The sequence below is a fragment of the Polaromonas sp. P1_H6 genome (genome assembly GCF_056405195.1).
The window spans coordinates 156,660-175,539 of record NZ_JBFUCN010000005.1 but is presented as its reverse complement, the minus strand read 5'-3'; the positions used below and the strand labels follow the sequence as shown (position 1 = coordinate 175,539).

Genomic DNA, 18,880 nt, shown 5'->3' with positions numbered 1-18,880 from the left:
TCTAATTTGGTGAGTTGGGATCAAGTAATCTGTTGTCTCATCTTGAGAAATCTTCTCGACACTTTGTTTCACCCAAGGGTTTCTACCCGGATACCCCCCAAAGCCCAGCCGTAGCATGAGTCCCGCAAGGCCTTCGGGTAGTAGCTGACTTGGGGGCCTGCCCGATCCTGTGATGACAGACAGAGATTCAACAAAGGGGACCCCGATGACAACAAAACTCAACGTGAACGGCCGCGCCGTTTCCGTCAATGCCGAGCCCGACACACCCCTGTTGTGGGTGATACGCGATGAACTGGGCATGACCGGCACCAAGTTCGGCTGCGGCGCCGCCTTGTGCGGCGCCTGCACCGTGCACCTCAATGGCAAGCCGGTGCGCTCCTGCCAGACGCCGCTGTCGGCGGCGGCGGGGCAGAAGGTGGCGACGATTGAAAGCTTATCCCGCAACAACACGCACCCGCTGCAGGTGGCGTGGATCAAGCATGACGTGCCGCAGTGCGGCTACTGCCAGTCGGGCCAGCTGATGAGCGCGGCGGCGCTGCTCCAAGGCAACAAAAATCCCAGCGACGCCGACATCGACGCCGCGATGAGCGGCAACATCTGCCGCTGCGGCACCTACCCGCGCATCAAGGCGGCGATCAAGGATGCCGCTTCCACCCTGCGTAAAGCCTGAGGAGAACCATCATGACCATCACCTCACTGATTTCTCCGAACCGCCGCACCTTCCTCAAGACCTCGTCGGCCCTGACGGTTGCGGGGGGCGGGCTGATGCTGGGCGTCACGCTGGGCGTACCGTCGGCGCAGGCCGCCGGCACGCTTTACACGCCCAACGCCTGGGTGCACATTGCCGACGACAACACCATCACCTTGTTGTCGGCCCGCTCCGAGATGGGGCAGGGCGTGTACACCTCCATGCCCATGCTGATCGCCGAAGAGCTCAACGTCGACATCCGCAAGGTCAAGGTCGCGATCGCGCCGCCGGGCAAGGTCTACACCAACGCCTTGCTGGGCGCGCAGATCACGGGCGGCTCGACCTCGGTGCGCGACGGCTGGGAGAAGCTGCGCATTGCCGGCGCGCAGGTGCGCATGATGCTGGTGTCGGCGGCGGCGGCCAAGTGGAATGTGGATGCGTCGACGCTCAAGGCCGAAAACGGCATGGTCACAGGCCCGAAGGGCAAGAAGGCGACTTACGGCTCCCTGGCCGAGGCGGCATCGAAGCTGCCGGTGCCCGAGAAAGTGGCGCTCAAAGACCCGAAAGATTTCACCGTCATCGGCAAGCCCACCAAGCGGCTGGATACGCCGATGAAAGTCAACGGCACGGCCGAATTTGGCATTGACGTGAAGCTGCCGGGTATGGTCTACGCGAGCTTGCAGCAATGCCCGGTGATTGGCGGCAAGGTCACCAGTTTTGACGCGACCAAGGCCAAAGCCATGCCGGGCGTGATCGACGTGGTGCAGATTCCCGACGGCGTGGCGGTGGTGGCTGACAGCTACTGGCATGCCTTCAAGGCGCGCCAGGCCCTCACGGTGCAGTGGGACGAAGGCCCGGTCGCGGCCATCAGCAATGCCAGCATGCTGGACGGCATACGCAAGGCGGCCGATAGCGGCAAGGTGATTCCCATCGTGCCGGCCAAGGGCGACGCGGCGGGCGCGATGAAGGGCGCGGCCAAGACGCTGAAGGCCGAGTACGTGTCGCCGCTGCTGGCGCACGCCACGCTGGAGCCCATGAACTTCACGGCCGACTACAAGAACGGCAAGATCCTGCTGATAGGCCCGACGCAGTTCCAGCAGGGCGCGGAAGGCAGTGTGGCGGCGGCGCTGGGCATCAAGCCGGAAGACATCACACTGAAGACCACCTTCCTGGGCGGCGGCTTCGGCCGCCGGCTGGAGCTGGACTTCATCGTGCAGGCGGCGCAGATCTCCAAGGCGGTGGGCAAGCCCGTCAAGCTGCTCTGGAGCCGCGAGGACGACACCACGCATGACTTCTACCGGCCCATGGCCGTCAACCAGCTCTCCGCCGGCCTGGGGGCCGACGGCAAGCCGGTGGCGCTTAACTTCAAGGTGACCTCGCAGTCCATCACGCAGCGCGCCTTCGGCCTGCCCAAGGACACGCTGGACCCTTTCATGGCCGAAGCCGGCGTGATGCCTTACGACATTCCCAATACGCAGTACGACCTGGTGATCCACGACACCGGGCTGCGTGCGGGCTACTGGCGCTCGGTGAGCCATGCGCTCAATGCTTTCGCCAACGAAAGTTTTGTCGATGAAATGGCGTTGGCCGCGGGCAAGGACCCGTATGCCTACCGCATGTCGCTGCTGGACAAGCAGCCGCGCTTTGCCAATGTGCTGAAGATGGCAGCCGAGAAATCCGGCTGGGGCACGCCGGCGCCGGCCGGCCGCAGCCGCGGCATCGCGCTGATGGAGGGCTATGACACCTATATGGCCCAGGTGGCCGAGGTGTCGGTGAAGGACAACCAGGTCACGGTGCACAAGATGACGGTGGTGGCCGACCTGGGCCGCATGGTGAATCCCGACACGGTGCAGGCGCAGATCCAGTCCAGTCTCATTTTTGGCCTCTCGGCCGCGCTGAACAACCAGATCACGCTGGACAAGGGCCGGGTACAGCAGACCAATTTCGGCGACTACCCGGTGCTGCGCATGCATGAGTCGCCGGTGATGGACATCACCCTGGTGCCCAGCACCGAAAAACCCGGCGGCATCGGCGAGCCGGCGACGGCGCTGGTGGCGCCGGCGGTGGCCAACGCCGTGTTCGCGGCCACCGGCAAGCGGGTGCGTACGCTGCCGCTCAATGACAACCTGGCCAAAGCCTGACGAGATATGGGGTTGGCGCCGGGATCGAGGCAGAGATGAGCATGGACTGCTAGCATCCGGCGCATGGACAACATTGACCTCGAAGTTCTGAAAACCTGCTCGCAGTGGCTGGCCGCGGGCCTGCGCTGCGAACTGGTCACCGTGCTCAAGACCTGGGGCTCCAGCCCGCGGCCCGAAGGCTCCATGCTGGCGATCTGCGAGGACGGCCGGGTGGTGGGATCGGTCTCGGGCGGCTGCATTGAAGACGACATGATTGACCGGGCCCGGCGTGAGGGCCTGGACCGTGCGCGGCCGGCCATCGTCACCTACGGCGTGTCGGCCGACGAGGCGCGCCGCTTCGGCCTGCCCTGTGGCGGAACCATCGAACTGGCGATTGAGCCGCTGTCGACGGACAGCCGCATCGAGGAATTGCTGCGGCGCCTGCAGGCCGGCGAGCTGGTGGCGCGCCGTCTGGACCTGCATACCGGCGCGGTGACGCTCAGTACGGCCCAGCCCACACAGTCCATGCAGGTGTCGGAAGCCGCGCTGGTGACCTTGCACGGCCCGCGCTGGCGCCTGCTGGTCATTGGCGCGGGGCAGCTGTCGCGCTTTGTGGCGCAGATCGCGCAGGGCATGGACTACGCCGTGACGGTGTGCGACCCGCGCGAAGAGTACCGCGACAGCTGGCAGGTCGAGGGCGTGGAACTGGCCACCGGCATGCCCGACGACGTGGTGCAAGCCATGAAGCTGGACGCGCGCTGCGCCGTGATCGCCCTCACGCACGACCCCAAGCTGGACGACCTGGCGTTGATGGAGGCGCTGCGTTCGCCGGCGTTTTACGTGGGCGCGATCGGCTCGCGGCTGAACAACCAGCGCCGCCGCGAACGGCTGGCCGAACACTTCGATATGACGGAAGAAGAACTGGGCAAGCTGCACGGCCCCATAGGCCTTTATATCGGCAGCAAGACACCGCCCGAGATCGCGATTTCCATCCTGGCCGAGCTCACGGCGGTGAAGAACCAGGTGGCCTTGCCGCGCGCCGTGGGCATCGCCGAAGCCAAGGCGCAGGCCGGCCTTGCGCCCACGGGCGAGGTGTGTGAATTGCCCGTGCCGGCTGGCAAGCCTGCCGTTTAGATAGAAGCTACATCGAAGGCGGCCGGCGGCAAGCCTGCGCGTGAGCGCTCGGCCATGACCGTCCAGGCCGCTTCCCAATCCTTCACGCGTGCCGCCAGGTCGAACAGTGGTGCGCCGGCGGCAGCCGCTTCGACGTGTTCCCGCAAGGTTTGCAACGCACCGGGGTCGCGCCCCAGGCGCACCGCTTCGGCCCGATAGGCTTCGGGGCTGTCCAGGACACATTGCGCAAGGCCGGCGGCATGGAGGATGCTGCCGCCCAGGCGTGATGCAGGGCGGTTGCCGGCACAGGTGATCGCCGGTACGCCGAGGTGCAAGGCGTCTTCCAGGCCCTGCGCGGCATTGAGCCGCAAGGTGTCCAGAAACAGGTCGGCATGCCGCATGGCGGCCAGTGCCTCGCCTCTATCCATGGGCGTCGAAAAAAGCAACCGGGCCGGCCCCACACCGGCCGCCTGAGCTTCCCGCGCCAGGTTGATCGCCGCCGCGCCGCAGCGGGGAAGCCACAGCACGGCATCGGGCAGGCCGCGCAGGATTTTCATCCACACGGAAAAACTGTGCGGATCGATGCCTGCCGGCGCGAGGAATGAAGCCAGCACCAGCGCGTCGGTGGGCAGCCCCGCGTCTTCGCGCGAGAGGGTGCGCCCGGGCGCCTGCCTGCCGGCGCTTGCCAGCCAGCAGCCATGCGGCAGGCGGACGATGGCACCGTCCTGTGAAAGCCCGGCGGCGTCTGGATGGGCGAAGCGATCCGACAGGCTGTAGTCCCAATGCCCGGGCACATGGCGCTGGTAGAGGCCGGCTTGGCGCAATTGCACCGGCGCCACCCGCATGGCCGCGATGTCTTGCCGGCTCCAGGGCGAATCCGAAGCCATTTCGATATAGATATCCAGTTGGTCCAGCCGCATGCGTCCGGCGGCTTCCGCCGCCGCCATATGACCGATTTCGCTGACGCTTGCCGCGTGAGGCCGCAGCGAGTCGGCCGGCAGGGTACCGGGCCGCAGCGTGAAGGCGTAGACATGGATGGCAAAGCGCGAGGCGTCATGTCGCGCCAGCTGCTGGGTGAGCGCCAGCAGCKGGCGCGAATCATGAAGGCTTTGCACGGCCAAGCCCACGCGGATGCGGTCGTCTTGCCCGGCGACGGGTTTTCGCCGCCTTGTAAAAGCCGGCAACGATGCCTTGAGCCGGGCGTCGAGCACGGGGATGGATTCGCTGTGCATCTGCGCCAGCTCGTCGTCCCGCAAATCCAGCAGCAGGCCGTAAAACGGCGCGTCACCCCAGTAGCGGCCGAGGCCGGTGGCGGCATTTTTTTCAAGGGTGGCACGCAGCAGGGTGGTGAGCTGGTCGTTGTTTCGCCAGTCGCCTGCCGACAGGCCGCGGAATGCCTGGTCAAGATGGATCTGCAACGCGTCGGGCGGCTGAAGCATGAGCTTGTGCGCGTGGCTGATGGTGCGGTCGTACAGCTTGTCCGGGATATCGAGTTTCGACAGGAATTTTTCAAAAAGCAGGCGCGCTTCGCCGTCGAGGCCGGCCAGGGCCAGGTCCGCTTTTTTAAGCTCGCCATGGAAGGCGAGAAGGACGATGTGGCGTATTCGCAGTTCGCTGTCGAGAGGGAATTGGGCCAGGGCGGCGGTCACCACGTCGAGGGCCTCGGCATAGCGCCGCGCGCCTGAAAGATACTCGGCAAGATTGGCATGGTAGGGCGCATGGCCGGGTTGCAGCTCCGCGCACTTTTGCGCCAGGCCGATCGCGATGTCCCAGCGCGATGACCCCGCGGCCAGGATGCCGACGTTGTTCAGTGAGCGCGGGTGCGCCGGGTCAAGCTGCAGGGCCCTGGCATAAGCGGCATCGGTCCTGGCCAGGTCGCCGCAGGCTTCGGCCGTGATCGCGAGGTTGGCCGCGCCGTCGGCATCCTGCATCAGCCGGGCCTCCACCGACAGCAGTGTCCTGTAGGCAGCCGTGGGCCGGTCGAGCAGGCTCAGCAAGGTCGCGCAGGCCGACGCGGCATTCACGTCCTGCGGGCTCAGCGCCAGGGCCTGCTCAAAAGCGAAGAGCGCCTGTTCAAGCTGGCCGGCCGCATGCAGTTGTGCGCCGCGCAACATCCAGTCGCCATGGCCTGTGGCGGCCGCAGGCAGCGGGGGCTGTTCGGGCGCGGCTGGTCGGCTATCTTGCATGTCGGGATTATGTGGCACCGGCCTGTGCCGGCCCCGGGGATAATCCGGGTCAATGACTGATCCGTCCGCCAGCGCCCCAGCCGCGCCCCTGCATTTGCTGGGACGCTTCGGTGAGCTATATACCGGCGCGGAACGGGAACTGCTGGACCTCGGGCGGCTTCTGGCCGGCAGGCGCCCGGTCAAGCTGTGGTCCGACGTGCCGGTGCACCCGGCTTATGCCCGCGAGGGCATTACCGCGGTTCAGCCTTTCGCGCAGCAGTTTCCCAAAGACGGCACGCTGCTGATCGGCGGCGTGCATCTGCAGCCGGGGATCTGGCTCAAGTACACGCGCTTCAAGCGCATTGTTCTTTTCCACAATCTTTCCAACCAGGGGCAGCTTTTCGCCATCGTCGAGGGTGTGCGCGAATCAACCGGGCTCGATCCCGAGATCGTTTTCGTGTCGGATTTTGTGCGGCGCAGCGCCGCGCTGCCGGGCCGTGTGATACCGAGCATGCTGGACCTGGAGCCCTTCTTGCGGGTGGCTGAAAAACGATTCGAGGCAACGCGGAAGCCGGGGCCCTTTACGGTCGGGCGTGCCAGCCGTGACCTGCTCGAGAAGCACAGCCCGGACGACCTGAGCCTCTACCGGATGCTTGCCAGCAGGGGCATCCGGGTGCGCATCATGGGCGGCACCTGCCTGGCGCCGGGGCTGGGCGGGGTGGCGGGCATTGAACTGCTGGCGGCCGGAACGCAAAGCATGCCGGAGTTTTACGGCTCACTCGATGCTGTTTTCTACCGGACGGGGGCCTTGTTCATCGAGGCTTATGGCCGCGTGGTGCTGGAGGCGATGGGGGCGGGCTTGCCGGTGGTGGCGCACGAGACAGGCGGCTACGCGGAGATGATGGTGCATGGCACATCGGGCTTTCTCGTGAAGTCCCAGGAGCAAGCCTACGATAGCCTGATCGCGCTCAGCGAATCGCCTGAACTCTGTCGCCGTGTCGGTGAGGCCGCGATGCATCAGGCGATTGCCACCCATGGCCCCGAAGCTATAGCGCGCGACCTGGAATTCTATTTGCGCTGAGGCGCCGGGCTCACGGTGCCTGGAAGGCCGCAGCACCGGAGAAAATCGTTGAACCCGGCCCGGTGTAGACCAGGCCTGCCCGGTTGGCGTTGACACCCGTGAAGAATCCGTTGACATAGATGCCTGTACCGGAGCTGTAGATGAATTGCGCGCCGGAAATCGCGATGACGCTTCCCACGCTGATGTTGCCCAGGGTGGTGTTGATGGTCACGCCAAGCTTGCTGTTGGTGAAATCGACCGCCATCGAGGCGGAGGTGAGCGTTCCCATGGCGGTCGCCGGCCCGCTGGGGCTGGTATAGCCGGTGACCGGCGTAGCGCCGATCAGGGTGTAGGTGGCGATGCCGGTGGTGGTGGGCATGACCGCCGTGGGCTGGCCGATGATGTAGTGGAGATCCGCTAGGTTCGTCCCGCTGTTTTTCGTGGCTGTCGTCCAGGTACCCCATCCGATGAAGTCGCCGGCCGCGATGGTGCCGGCCGAACCGAAGCTATTGGCCACGGTCGGCTTGAAAACGTTGCTTCCGCTGGTGAAGTCCGTGACTTTCCCGAGATCCAGGGTCGCGGAGGTCGCCACCACGGGGCCAACCTGGGGCCCGGGCCCGGAGACCAGGGGGACGTAATAGCTCGCCGCCACCTTGAGGTTGGTGAAGGTGCCGGTGTTGACTGGCGGGGTGGGGACGGGTGTGGGCTTGTTGATGATGCCGCCCGGGCCTGCGGGGTCGGGGTTGTTGCCTATAACTACAGGATCCTGCGTCGGGGGAGGGGTTGGCACCGGTGCCCGCACATTGGTGCGCACGGGCGCATCGGTGTTGTTGATGACCCGCACCGATTCGCCGGCCGTCAGGCCCACGCAGCCACCGGCATTGCAGACCTCGATGGCGTCCAGCTCTGTCGTCACGCCCAGCGAGCCGTCGGGGTTGTAGCCGACATTGAAGCCGGAACCGCGTATGCCGATGGTGGCGGTGGTGGTGGTGACCTTGTAGTTTTCGCGGTTGCGCTTGCCGATCAGGCCGGTGATGGCCCGCATGCTGCCGCTCAGCAGGTCGACCAGGAAACGGTCTTCCTTGGGATCGGCTTTGTCGACATAGTTGGCGACCTTGAACTCGGTGTTGGGCTGCAGAGACACCAGCCCGCCGTCGGTGAAACGCACCTGTGCGCGGCCGCTGGCGCCGGTCAGGATGGCCTGGCCGCTTTCGATGTCCTTGCCCTTGGTGAGCGGTGCGGTGCCGCCGTCGGCTCGGCGGACGCTGACATCGCCCACGATGAACTGGGCCACGCCGGCTGAGGGCGCGGCCGAGGCTTGCAGCGGGTAAATGGCGGCTAACGCCATGGCCAGGACGGTGTGTTGGAGCTTGAAGTTTGAGGTCATGGCGGTTTCTCCGGGGATTTTTTAGGCTTCGCGCTGGGCTGGCTTGCTGAACTAAGGGCGGCTCTGCTCACAGGGGCGGTCGAAGGACCAGGGTGCTTTGCTGGAAAACGGCCGCACCGGAAACCTGTCCCGCGTTGGCGCCTGCACCGGTAGCGGAGGGCGTGCTGTAGACCAGCGCGGCACGGCTGGCATTGTTCCCGGTGAAAAAACCGGTGACATTCGCGCCCGAGTTGTTGGTGATTTTGGCGTTGTTGATGTCCAGCTCGCTGCTGACGCCATAGTCGTTGCCGCCGAAGCGCGTGGTGAGGTTGAGGCTGCCATAGCCCTGGCCCGCACCGTAGGCGCCGAAGTTGGCGACCAGCGAACCCCCGACAAGCTGGCCTGCACCGAGCAGGCTTGAAAAGGCGGTGCCGCCGGCAAACTGGTAGGTGCCCTGCATGTTGTCGGCCGGCAACTGGGCCAGCGGCGTCGGCCGGCCCATCACGAAGTGAACCGATTCAATCGCGGTGGTCGAGCCCGCCACGATTTTTTGCCCTGTCACCCAGCTGCCCCAGCCGACGAAGTCGGCATCGGTTGGTATGCCCAGCGCACCCTTTTCCATCGTGGTGAGGCCGGGCGTGCTGCGGAACTGGGTCCGGACGTTGCGGCTGTCGACGCTGTCGAAGTCGATCGGTTTCCCGCTGAGGAAGCTGGTCAGCACGGCCGTGCCGGCTTCGGGGTAGTAGCTTTCGACCGCCGAGTTGGAGGTCGAGGGATTGGTGAACGCAACCGCCGCGGCCAGGTCGGTGAACACCTGTTTGACGGGCGCCGGCGCCGCGGCGGGCGGAGGAACAATGGCGGGTTTGCCGTCGGAGGTGGTCTGGTTGCCGGCCACGGCCACTTCCTGGGTAGGCGGTGGCGTGGGCACATTGGCCCGCACATTGGTGCGGACAGGCGCCTCGGAGCTGTTGATGACGCGCACCGATTCGCCGGCCGTCAGGCCCACGCAGCCGCCGGCATTGCAGACCTCGATGGCATCCAGCTCGGTCGTGATGCCCAGCGAGCCGTCGGAGTTGTAGCCCACGCTGAAGCCGGAGCCGCGTATGCCGATGGTGGCCGTGGTGGTGGTGACCTTGTAGTTTTCTCGGTTGCGTTTGCCGATCAGGCCGGTGATGGCCCGCATGCTGCCGCGCAGCAGGTCGACCAGGAAGCGGTCCTGCTTGGGGTCGGCCTCGTCGACGTAATTGGCGATCTTGAAGTCGGTGTTGGGCTGCAGGGACACCAGGCCGCCGTCGGAAAAGCGGACCTGGGCCCGGCCGGCGTTGCCCGTCAGGATGGATTCACCGCTTTCAAGCGGTTTGCCCTTGGCCAGGGCCTCGGTTTTTCCGTTCGCTCGCTGCACATTGACGTCGCCGGCGATGAACTGGGCTACCCCGGCCGACCCGGCGGCCATGGCCTGGACAGGAAACGCCGAGGCGATCACCATCGAGAGGGCGGCTCGCTTGAGCGGGAATTTCCGTGTTGTTTTCATGGGGGCGTTATTGGCCGGCAAGCCGGTCAGAAGTCGCGGCGCACCGTGACCGAGAACAGGCTGCGGTTGTAGTCGGAAATCACGACGTTGGACTTCACCGAGGTCAGGGCCAGCTGGGGCGTGACGCGCCACAGTTTGGCGGGCACCCAGTTCAGACCCAGGTTCAGGTTCCACTGCTTGTCATGGCGGGTGACGAGGAAGAGCGGGTCGGTGCCGCCGTATTTGCGGTCTTCATAGGCGAGGCTGCCGAACAGCGCCAACGCATCCGAGAGGGTTTTCTGGATGCCGGTGCGAACGCCGACAAGGTCATGGCCCAGGTGCGGGACGCCCGAAGCGCGCTCTTTTTCCTTGCCGACGTAAGCGCCGCCGAAGACGACGATGTTGCTGTCGCGGAAGGCATGGGCATACGAGGTCCCGATCACCGTGCGCGTGGCGTCGCGCAGCGACTGGCCGGGGTAGCTCAGGTCGCCCCACTGGATGTAGCTGCTCCACTGGCGGAAACCGTCGATGCGGTAGGTCCATTCGCCGACGAGGCCTTGCTGGTCACGGGCTCGCGAGCCGGCGACGGTGTAGGTCCCGGCCTGGACGACGCCCGAGAATTCGTGCTTGTCGTAGCGGTAGCTGGCGCCGAAATTGAGGTCCACCTGGCCGGTGTTGAAGTCGTTGTACTTGGCGTTGACGCGCGCATTGCCATAGATGTTGCCGATCAGCGACCAGCGCGGGTCGACCACGTAGCGGGCCGACAGGCCGCCGCCCAGGCTGGCGAAGGCATCCTTGGTTTCGACGCCGGCGCTGTTGAGCGTGAAAATCAGGCCGCCGAACGCGGGCACGGCCACATTGGGATTGCCGGGGCCGCTGTTGATGTTGGTGTCGTAGCCGATGCTGGCTTCGATGAAGGGCTTGACCGATGAGCGGGCGGCTTCTTCCGTCCGGTCTATGGCCTGCAGGAACTGGTCGATGGTGGCGGCGGCTTCGGCCGGGATGTTGTCCTGCTTGGTCTCCAGCAGCACCTGCCGGGAGGCCTTGGTGTCGCCGACGGAGAACAGCGCGCGGCCGAGTTCGGCGCGTGCCCTTGAATTGGCGGGCTGCACCGCCAGCACCCGCTCCAGGGCGAATACCGCGCGGGTGTATTGGCCGGTTTCGTTGGCTGCGATGCCCAGCACCGTGTCGAAGTCCGGATCACCGGCGCGCGCGGCCTCTTGCGGCTCCAGCAGGTCGAAGGCTTTCTGTGCCTGGCTCTGGTCCAGCAGGGTGCGTGCATTGGTGACCAGTGCGTCGACTTCCGCATGTGCCAGGCCGCTTAGGAGGCATGCAAACAGGAAGAGGATGCCGCCCGAGAGAAATCTGTGTTTTGAATACATAAGTATTATTTTATAAAGTTCCCAGGTAACAACCCGTAAGTAACAAAAGTTTTATATCACGGAGGCATGACTTTCAGGGTTTTATTACACCTGCTACAGAGGGGCGGAGTGCATTGCGGCAACACCTTTTGGGACCTTTGGCACCGGCTTGGTGATATTCACCAGTTTCAGGAGGCTACCAAGGGTAATCACGGAGGAAAGCTCCCTTGTTTGGATGAATAATATTAGCCATCGCTTATATTAAGAAGAAGTCACTATGGACGAGATGATCCAGGCCAGTGCCCAGGTTGAACGGGGCCGGGTGTTTGAACTGGCGGCCGAGCTGTTCGGTGTACTCGCGACGCCGATGCGCCTGCGCGTGCTGAGCGCCCTGTGCGAGCGTGAAAAATCCGTCAACGAGCTGCTGGCCGAGATCGACACCACGCAGCCCAACCTTTCGCAGCACCTGGCCGTGCTGTACCGCACCGGCGTGCTGGCCAAGCGCAAGGAAGGCACCCAGGTGATTTACCGCGTGCAAAGCGAAAAAGCCGTGGCGCTGTGCCGCAGCGTCTGCACCCAGATCGCCATCGAACTGGACGAGCCGGGCGCGCTGCCCCCGGCGCAAAGCCTGTCGCCGCGCTCCGGCACGCAGGACGCCTTAACCGAAAGACGCCAGCCATGATGTTGAACCGATTCCTTCAGCGCGCGCCTGAGAACTTTCTTTCTCGCGAGCAGATACACGAGGTGCGGGCCGGGCGCCGCGGCTTTCTGGCCGGCGCTTTCGCCGCCGCAGCCGGCACGTTGGCCGCGGGCCGGGCCGCCGCGCAAGGCGCCGCGGCTGTCGAAGGCGAGCCCGAAATCCTGAACCTTCCGCCGCATAGCAAGGGCCTGGGCCAGCCGGTGGCGGCGCGCCCTTACGGCCTGCCGAGCGAATTCGAGAAAAACCTGCAACGCCGCGAAAGCCCGGGCCTGACGCGTGTCAGCCAGGCCAGCGTGAGTTTTTGCCCCCTGCAGGGCTTGTTCGGCATCATTACGCCCAGCGGCCTGCACTTTGAGCGCCACCACCAGGGCTGGTGGGACATCGATCCCTCCAAACACCGGCTGATGCTCAACGGCTCGGACGAGGCCATGCTCAAGCGTCCCATGGTTTTCAACATGGACGAATTGATGCGGCTGCCCAGCGTGAGCCGCATGCACTTCATCGAATGCGGCGCCAATACGGGCATGGAGTGGGGCAATGCCGCGGTGCCGACGGTGCAGTACACCCACGGCATGCTCAGCTGCAGCGAATTCACCGGCGTGCCGCTGCGCACCTTGCTGGAACTTTGCGGCGCCGACCTCAAGCGCGCCAGGTTCATCCTGGCCGAAGGTGCTGACGGCTCGGGCATGACGCGCACCATTCCCATGGACCTGGTGATGAGCGGCGAGGTGCTGGTCGCCTATGGGCAGAACGGTGAAATGCTGCGGCCCGAAAACGGCTATCCGCTGCGGCTCATCGTGCCCGGCGTGCAGGGCGTGAGTTGGATCAAATACCTGCGCCGCATCGAGGTGGGCGACATGCCTTACGGCGCCAAGGACGAAACCATTCACTATGTCGACCTGCAGCCCAGCGGCCTGCACCGGCAGTACACCAGCATCCAGGAAGTCAAAAGTGTGGTCACCTCGCCCAGCGGCGGGCAGGTGCTGCTGCAAAAGGGCTTTCACAACCTCACGGGCCTGGCCTGGAGCGGGCGCGGCAAGATACGCCGGGTCGACGTCTCGGTGGACGGCGGGCGCAACTGGACGCAGGCACGGCTCGAAGGGCCGGTACTGGCCAAGTGCCTCACGCGCTTTAACGCCGACTTCGTCTGGGACGGCAAGCCGGCGATTTTCCAGAGCCGCGCGGTGGACGAAACCGGGCAGGTCCAGCCGACCTACAGCGAGCTGCGCAAGGTGCGCGCCTCGCGCAGCATTTATCACAACAACGCCATCCAGTCCTGGGCGCTGGCAGAAAACGGCGAGGTGAAAAATGTCCAGGTTTAAGCACGCCCCATTCACGCTGCTGCTGGTGCTTGCCGGCCTGGCCTCAGGTTTTGCGCAGGCGCAGCCGGCCACGCGGCAGGCGGCGCTGGCCGGCGTCGGCAGAACCGCCACGCCTGCCGAGGTCAAGGCCTGGGACATCGACGTGCGGCCCGATTTCAAGGGCCTGCCCAAGGGGCAGGGCACGGTGCGGCAGGGCGAAGTGCTGTGGGAGGCGCAGTGCGCTTCCTGTCACGGTAGTTTTGCCGAGTCGTCCGAGGTGTTCACGCCGATTGCCGGCGGCACCACGGCGCAGGACATCAAGAGCGGCCGGGTTGACGGCCTGATGCCGGGCGCCAACCAGCCCAACCGCACCACGCTGATGAAGGTGTCCACGCTGTCGACGCTGTGGGATTACATCAACCGCGCCATGCCCTGGACCGCACCCAAGACGCTGACGCCCGACGAGGTCTATGCCGCGACGGCCTACATCCTGTTCCTGGGCAATGTGCTGCCGGAAGACTTCACGCTGTCGGACGCCAACATCCGCGAGGTGCAGGCCCGCCTGCCCAACCGCAACGGCATGACCACGGCGCACGCGATGTGGCCCGGCAAGGAGCTGGGCGGCACGGCAAAGCCTGACGTGCAAGGGTCCAGCTGCATGGCGAACTGCAAGGCCGAGGTGGTGGTCAAAAGCTTTTTGCCGGACTATGCGCGCAACGCCCATGGCAACCTGGCCGATCAATCTCGCCTGGTGGGCCAAAGCCGCGGTGTGGATACGACACGGCCGGCTTTGGCCGCCGAGGCAAAATCCGGCGTGGTCATGGCCCAGGCGGAACGCGCGCCTGTCGCGACGGCCCCTGTGGCCGCCGTGGTGAAGACGGCCGCTTCCGGCTCGGCGTCCGTGATGCCTCTTTTGCAGAAAAATGCCTGCTTGGCCTGTCACGGGATGGACAACAAACTGGTGGGTCCTTCGTTCAAGGATATAGCCAACAAATATAAGGACCGCGCCGATGCGGTGAATTACCTCTCGGGCAAAATCAAGGCCGGTGGGCAGGGCGCCTGGGGTGCGATCCCGATGCCGCCGCAGGCTTTGAGCGCGGCGGAGTCGGCCCAGATTTCCCAATGGCTGGTGCAGGGCGCGGCGAAGTAGGGCCTGCGGACTGGCAGTGCTTTTTTGAAGGATGCTGGGAGAAATACCCTCCCGGAGTTTTGCGGTTTTGTGTCCAATCGGACCAAGTTTTTAAAGACATTCAAGTTATATACAGAGGAGTTCAACCATGGAACGTCGTGATTTTTTAGCCAGCAGTTCCGGCGCCACGGCGCTGGCGCTGGCGGCTGCTTCGGGCCTGAACCCGGCCTATGCGCAAAACGCCCCGGGCTGGAACAAAGCCGCTTTTGAAAGCAAGTCCCTGGCCGACGTGGCCAAGGCCATGGGTGCCACCAGTGCACCGGTCGAAAGCAAGGACCTGCTGCTGCAGGCGCCCGAAATCGCCGAAAACGGCAGCGTGGTGCGCGTCGGCGCGCAGAGCAACATCGCCAACACGACGCAGATCGCCCTCGTCGTCGAAAAGAACCCCAGCGCGCTGGCCGCCATGTTCGACATCCCGGCCGGCACCGACGCAAATGTCTCGACCAACATCAAGATGGGCCAGTCCTCCAATGTCTATGCCCTGGCCAAGGCCGGTGACAAATATTTTTATGCCGTGAAAGAAGTCAAAGTGACTCTGGGCGGCTGCGGCGGCTGAGCCTCGCAACACCCAAACGACTGAAAGGAACAAGATATGTCAGATCCAATGCGAATCCGGGCCCAGGCCCAAGGCGATAAAACCACGGTGCGTGTGCTCGTGAGCCATGAAATGGAAAGCGGCCAGCGCAAGGACGCCGCCGGCACGACCGTGCCGGCCTGGTTCATCCAGAACATCAACGCCACCTGGAACGGCAAGACCGTGATGAGCGCCCAGTGGGGCACGGCCGTGTCCAAAAACCCTTTTGTGCAGTTCAGCTTCAAGGGCGGCAAGGCCGGCGACAAGATCGCGGTCAGCTGGACCGACAATCACGGCGACAAACGGACCGACGAGGCCGTCATCTCCTGAGTTCGCCGGTTTTCGCGCCGCGGCCCCGGCCGCCCACAACGATATTTGAGGAGAGACCACGATGAAATCAAGCCTGTTCGGGCTGGCGGCCCTGGCCGCGATAGCCACCTTGCCGCKGCCGGCAGCGGCGCAGAAAAGCACGGCCGAAGGCATTGCCGAATACCGCGCCATGCTGGCCGACGGCAACCCCGCCGAGCTGTATGAAGCCAAGGGCGAGACCCTCTGGAAACAGGCGCGCGGCCCGAAAAACGCCTCGCTGGAAAAATGCGACCTGGGCAAGGGCCCGGGCGTGGTCAAGGGCGCTTTTGTCGAGCTGCCGCGTTTCTTTGCCGATACCCAACGCGTGCAGGACCTGGAGTCGCGCCTGCTGACCTGCATGGAGCAGTTGCAGGGCTTCAGCGCCGCCGACATCGCCAAGACCCCCTTCGGCGCCGGCGAGCAGAAATCGATTGAATCGCTGGTGGCTTATCTCTCGGCCGAGTCGCGCGACATGGCGTTTAACGTGCCGCAGTCGCATGCCAAGGAAAAGCTGATGTACGAAGTGGGCAAGAAGGTGTTTTACCTTCGCGGCGGCCCTTACGATTTTTCCTGCGCGTCCTGCCACGGCGAGGACAACAAGCGCGTGCGCCTGCAGGACCTGCCCAACCTGACAAAGCAGCCCGGCGCCGGCAACGGCTTCGGCGCCTGGCCGGCCTACCGCGTCTCCAGCGGCGACCTGTGGAGTATGCAGCGCCGCCTGAACGACTGCTACCGGCAGCAGCGCTTCCCGTTTCCGGGTTATGCCTCCGACGCCACCATCGCCTTGGGCGTGTACATGGGTGTCAACAGCAAGGGCGGCGTGTCGATCGCGCCCGCCCTGAAACGTTAATCCCTCAAGTCCGGTACTGGGAAAAATCCACATGAACAAGTCATACACACAAGCAGCGCTGTCCGCGGCAGGCCTGGTTTTCGCCGCCTTTTTCCTGGCCAGCTGCGCCACCGCACCCACGGCCCAGCAGGTCGATGAAGCCACGCAGCAGGTGCTCAAGAGTTCCTTCCGCGAACAGGGCATCGCGAAGATGGACCGGCTGACGCTGGACGCCTCCAACCAGGCTTGCTCGGAAGCGGCCGGCAAGCCGCTGGACGAAAAACTCGCCAAATCGATTGAAGAGGCCAACCTGCAGACCGTGAAACTGCCTTCGGACGGCAAGTACCTCGGCAACTGGAGCGAAGGCGAAAAAATCGCGCAGAACGGCCGCGGCCTGACCTGGAGCGACAAGCCCGGCGAAGCCAACGGCGGCAGCTGCTACAACTGCCACCAGATCAGCAAAGCCGAGCTGTCCTTCGGCTCGATAGGCCCCAGCCTCTACAACTACGGCAAGTTGCGCGGCGTGAGCAATCCCGCTTCGCCCGAGAGCAAGCCCATCGTCGACTACACCTGGGGCAAGCTGTGGAACGCCAAGGCCTACAACGCTTGTTCCGACATGCCCAGGTTCGGCCACGCGTCCATCCTGAATGAGCAGCAGATCCGCGACGTGATGGCGCTGCTGCTCGACCCGAACTCGCCCGTCAACAAGTAACCCGCCGCGCTCCGGCGCCCGGATCGATTGCAACCTGAAAACATGCCTGGCGCGCCGGGCAGGATGTCCAACGCCATGAATCTCTCCCGCCGCGAGTTCGCAAGTGTCATGGCCGCCGCCCTGGCCGCCGGTTTTCCCCTGCAGCGTGAGGCCGGTGCGGCCCAGGCCGCCGGCCTGTACGAGCTGCCGCGCAGCGGCAATGTGCACCTGCTGCACATGACCGACTGCCATGCCCAGCTGCTGCCGACTTATTTCCGCGAGCCTTCCGTCAACCTGGGCGTGGGCGCCATGCGCGGGCAGGCGCCGCACCTGGTCGGTGAACACCTGCTCAAGGCGGCCAGCCTGAAGTCGGGCACGCCCGAAGCCCATGCGCTGACTTTCCTCGACTTCGAGCGGGCGGCCCGCCAGTACGGCAAGGTGGGCGGCTTCGCCCATCTCGCCACGCTGGTGAAGCAGCTCAAGGGCGGCCGCCCCGGCGCCTTGCTGCTGGACGGCGGCGACACCTGGCAGGGCAGCGCCACGGCGCTCTGGACGCAAGGCCAGGACATGGTCGATGCGGCCAAACTGCTGGGCGTGGACGTGATGACGGGCCACTGGGATTTCACCTACGGCGAGGAGCGCATCAAGAAGATCGTCGAGCAGGACTTCGCCGGCAAGATCGATTTCATTGCCCAGAACGTCAAGACCAGCGACTTCGGCGACCCGGTGTTCAAGCCTTATGTGATCAAGGAAATGAACGGCGTGCCGGTGGCCATCGTCGGCCAGGCCTTTCCCTACACGCCGATCGCCAACCCGGCCTGGCTCACGCCCAGCTGGACTTTCGGCATCCGCGAAAGCGAGATGCAGGAAACCGTGAACGAGGCGCGCGCCAAGGGTGCCCAGGCCGTGGTGCTGCTGAGCCACAACGGCATGGACGTGGACCTGAAGATGGCCTCGCGCGTCACCGGCATCGATGCGATCCTGGGCGGCCACACCCATGACGGCGTGCCGGTGCCCGTCATCGTCAAAAACCCCGGCGGCCAGACCATCGTGACCAATGCCGGCAGCAACGGCAAGTTCCTCGGCGTGCTGGACCTCGACGTCAAGGGCGGCAAGGTGGCCGGCTTCAACTACCGGCTGCTGCCGGTCTTCGCCAATCTGTTGCCGGCCGATGCGGCCATGAACGAATTGATCGCGAAGGTGAGGGCGCCTTACACCGCCAAACTCGATGAAAAACTGGCGGTGACCGAAGGCACGCTGTACCGCCGCGGCAATTTCAACGGCAGCTTCGACCAGCTCATCCTCGACGCGCTCATGAAGGTGCGCGGCGCCGACATCGCGTTCTCGCCGGGGTTCCGTTGGGGCACCTCGCTGCTGCCCGGCCAGGCCATCACGCGCGAGCATGTGATGGACCAGACCGCCATCAGCTATCCCTGGACCACGCTGACCGACATGCGCGGCGACATGATCAAGACCATCCTGGAAGACGTGGGCGACAACCTCTTCAATCCCGACCCGTATTACCAGCAGGGCGGCGACATGGTGCGCGTGGGCGGCCTCACCTACACCTGCGAGCCCGGCGCAAAAATGGGCGAACGCATCCAGGACATGCGCCTGGGCGGCAAGCTGATTGAGGCCGGCAAGACTTACAAGGTGGCCGGCTGGGCGCCGGTGGCCGAAGCCAGCAAAAACGCCGGCCCGCCGGTCTGGGAGGTGGTGGAAAGCTACCTCAAGACGCAGAAGGTCATCAAGCCCGTCAAACCCAATACGCCCAAGCTGGTGGGCGTGGCCGGCAACCCGGGCCTTGCCGCCTGAGCTTTCGCCCCAATCTGTCAAACAGCTGTCAAGGCCGGGCATGTGAAGGT

16 protein-coding genes are annotated in these 18,880 nt (G+C 64.8%); 12 read left to right on the top strand and 4 right to left on the bottom strand.

Translation table 11 applies throughout. The annotated features are described in order from the left end of the window. The first annotated feature begins 205 nt into the window (after window positions 1-205). The 3 genes from AC1D1F_RS06985 (at window position 206) to AC1D1F_RS06975 (ending at window position 3,942) form a co-directional block, all read left to right on the top strand. Window positions 206-670, top strand: coding sequence for a (2Fe-2S)-binding protein (locus AC1D1F_RS06985; protein ID WP_436154339.1), 465 nt, complete (start codon window positions 206-208; stop codon window positions 668-670). 11 nt (window positions 671-681) lie between these two features. Beyond that, entirely contained in the window at window positions 682-2,829 is a 2,148-nt protein-coding gene (locus AC1D1F_RS06980; protein WP_477676830.1) for a xanthine dehydrogenase family protein molybdopterin-binding subunit, read from the top strand. 63 nt (window positions 2,830-2,892) lie between these two features. Beyond that, window positions 2,893-3,942 carry an XdhC family protein gene (locus AC1D1F_RS06975; protein WP_477676831.1) on the top strand — a complete coding sequence of 350 codons (1,050 nt, stop codon included), beginning with the start codon at window positions 2,893-2,895 and terminating at the stop codon, window positions 3,940-3,942. On the opposite strand, the gene AC1D1F_RS06970 is transcribed toward AC1D1F_RS06975, so the two are convergent. Next, entirely contained in the window at window positions 3,939-6,107 is a 2,169-nt protein-coding gene (locus AC1D1F_RS06970) for an O-linked N-acetylglucosamine transferase family protein (protein ID WP_477700683.1), read from the bottom strand. The two genes, AC1D1F_RS06975 and AC1D1F_RS06970, sit on opposite strands and share 4 nt — an antisense overlap. A gap of 52 nt (window positions 6,108-6,159) precedes the next feature. Here AC1D1F_RS06970 and AC1D1F_RS06965 point away from each other — a divergent pair, with 52 nt between their 5' ends. Beyond that, window positions 6,160-7,167, top strand: coding sequence for a glycosyltransferase family 4 protein (locus AC1D1F_RS06965; protein WP_477696634.1), 1,008 nt, complete (start codon window positions 6,160-6,162; stop codon window positions 7,165-7,167). A gap of 10 nt (window positions 7,168-7,177) precedes the next feature. Here AC1D1F_RS06965 and AC1D1F_RS06960 read toward each other — a convergent pair whose 3' ends face one another. The 3 genes from AC1D1F_RS06960 to AC1D1F_RS06950 form a co-directional block, all read right to left on the bottom strand. Beyond that, window positions 7,178-8,533 carry a FecR family protein gene (locus AC1D1F_RS06960; protein ID WP_477676835.1) on the bottom strand — a complete coding sequence of 452 codons (1,356 nt, stop codon included), beginning with the start codon at window positions 8,531-8,533 and terminating at the stop codon, window positions 7,178-7,180. 67 nt (window positions 8,534-8,600) lie between these two features. Then, window positions 8,601-10,043: a FecR family protein gene (locus AC1D1F_RS06955; RefSeq protein ID WP_477676836.1), complete on the bottom strand. Its 1,443-nt coding sequence runs from the start codon at window positions 10,041-10,043 to the stop codon at window positions 8,601-8,603. A gap of 26 nt (window positions 10,044-10,069) precedes the next feature. Next, window positions 10,070-11,404, bottom strand: a complete 1,335-nt coding sequence (locus AC1D1F_RS06950) for a surface lipoprotein assembly modifier (RefSeq protein WP_477676837.1) — start codon at window positions 11,402-11,404, stop codon at window positions 10,070-10,072. 256 nt (window positions 11,405-11,660) lie between these two features. Here AC1D1F_RS06950 and AC1D1F_RS06945 point away from each other — a divergent pair, with 256 nt between their 5' ends. From AC1D1F_RS06945 to soxB, 8 genes are all read left to right on the top strand, one after another. Then, complete coding sequence (locus tag AC1D1F_RS06945) at window positions 11,661-12,065, top strand: ArsR/SmtB family transcription factor (RefSeq protein WP_477676838.1); 405 nt, start codon at window positions 11,661-11,663, stop codon at window positions 12,063-12,065. Further along, window positions 12,065-13,405, top strand: a complete 1,341-nt coding sequence (soxC, locus tag AC1D1F_RS06940; RefSeq protein ID WP_477676849.1) for a sulfite dehydrogenase — start codon at window positions 12,065-12,067, stop codon at window positions 13,403-13,405. Before AC1D1F_RS06945 ends, soxC begins: the two co-directional genes overlap by 1 nt. Next, the gene (locus AC1D1F_RS06935) at window positions 13,392-14,534 is read left to right on the top strand and encodes a c-type cytochrome (protein ID WP_477676839.1); all 1,143 of its coding nucleotides are present in this window, start codon (window positions 13,392-13,394) and stop codon (window positions 14,532-14,534) included. Before soxC ends, AC1D1F_RS06935 begins: the two co-directional genes overlap by 14 nt. Window positions 14,535-14,661: 127 nt before the next feature. Beyond that, complete coding sequence (gene soxY, locus AC1D1F_RS06930) at window positions 14,662-15,129, top strand: thiosulfate oxidation carrier protein SoxY (RefSeq protein WP_477676840.1); 468 nt, start codon at window positions 14,662-14,664, stop codon at window positions 15,127-15,129. A gap of 36 nt (window positions 15,130-15,165) precedes the next feature. Then, entirely contained in the window at window positions 15,166-15,477 is a 312-nt protein-coding gene (soxZ, locus tag AC1D1F_RS06925; RefSeq protein WP_477676841.1) for a thiosulfate oxidation carrier complex protein SoxZ, read from the top strand. Window positions 15,478-15,538: 61 nt separating this feature from the next. After that, a complete protein-coding gene (gene soxA, locus AC1D1F_RS06920; RefSeq protein ID WP_477700682.1) occupies window positions 15,539-16,345 on the top strand; it encodes a sulfur oxidation c-type cytochrome SoxA in 807 nt (268 codons plus the stop codon). Between the two features lie 31 nt (window positions 16,346-16,376). After that, complete coding sequence (gene soxX / locus AC1D1F_RS06915; protein WP_477676843.1) at window positions 16,377-17,036, top strand: sulfur oxidation c-type cytochrome SoxX; 660 nt, start codon at window positions 16,377-16,379, stop codon at window positions 17,034-17,036. A gap of 75 nt (window positions 17,037-17,111) precedes the next feature. Beyond that, complete coding sequence (gene soxB, locus AC1D1F_RS06910) at window positions 17,112-18,830, top strand: thiosulfohydrolase SoxB (RefSeq protein WP_477676844.1); 1,719 nt, start codon at window positions 17,112-17,114, stop codon at window positions 18,828-18,830. Window positions 18,831-18,880 lie beyond the last annotated feature (50 nt).

What these genes read in the sequence shown, in the direction of transcription:
- AC1D1F_RS06985 (WP_436154339.1), top strand. Translation starts at nt 206, where the DNA reads ATGACAACAAAACTCAACGTGAACGGCCGCGCCGTTTCCGTCAATGCC.
- AC1D1F_RS06980 (WP_477676830.1), top strand. Translation starts at nt 682, where the DNA reads ATGACCATCACCTCACTGATTTCTCCGAACCGCCGCACCTTCCTCAAG.
- AC1D1F_RS06975 (WP_477676831.1), top strand. Translation starts at nt 2,893, where the DNA reads ATGGACAACATTGACCTCGAAGTTCTGAAAACCTGCTCGCAGTGGCTG.
- AC1D1F_RS06965 (WP_477696634.1), top strand. Translation starts at nt 6,160, where the DNA reads ATGACTGATCCGTCCGCCAGCGCCCCAGCCGCGCCCCTGCATTTGCTG.
- AC1D1F_RS06960 (WP_477676835.1), bottom strand. Translation starts at nt 8,533, where the DNA reads ATGACCTCAAACTTCAAGCTCCAACACACCGTCCTGGCCATGGCGTTA.
- AC1D1F_RS06955 (WP_477676836.1), bottom strand. Translation starts at nt 10,043, where the DNA reads ATGAAAACAACACGGAAATTCCCGCTCAAGCGAGCCGCCCTCTCGATG.
- AC1D1F_RS06950 (WP_477676837.1), bottom strand. Translation starts at nt 11,404, where the DNA reads ATGTATTCAAAACACAGATTTCTCTCGGGCGGCATCCTCTTCCTGTTT.
- AC1D1F_RS06945 (WP_477676838.1), top strand. Translation starts at nt 11,661, where the DNA reads ATGGACGAGATGATCCAGGCCAGTGCCCAGGTTGAACGGGGCCGGGTG.
- soxC (WP_477676849.1), top strand. Translation starts at nt 12,065, where the DNA reads ATGTTGAACCGATTCCTTCAGCGCGCGCCTGAGAACTTTCTTTCTCGC.
- AC1D1F_RS06935 (WP_477676839.1), top strand. Translation starts at nt 13,392, where the DNA reads ATGTCCAGGTTTAAGCACGCCCCATTCACGCTGCTGCTGGTGCTTGCC.
- soxY (WP_477676840.1), top strand. Translation starts at nt 14,662, where the DNA reads ATGGAACGTCGTGATTTTTTAGCCAGCAGTTCCGGCGCCACGGCGCTG.
- soxZ (WP_477676841.1), top strand. Translation starts at nt 15,166, where the DNA reads ATGTCAGATCCAATGCGAATCCGGGCCCAGGCCCAAGGCGATAAAACC.
- soxX (WP_477676843.1), top strand. Translation starts at nt 16,377, where the DNA reads ATGAACAAGTCATACACACAAGCAGCGCTGTCCGCGGCAGGCCTGGTT.
- soxB (WP_477676844.1), top strand. Translation starts at nt 17,112, where the DNA reads ATGAATCTCTCCCGCCGCGAGTTCGCAAGTGTCATGGCCGCCGCCCTG.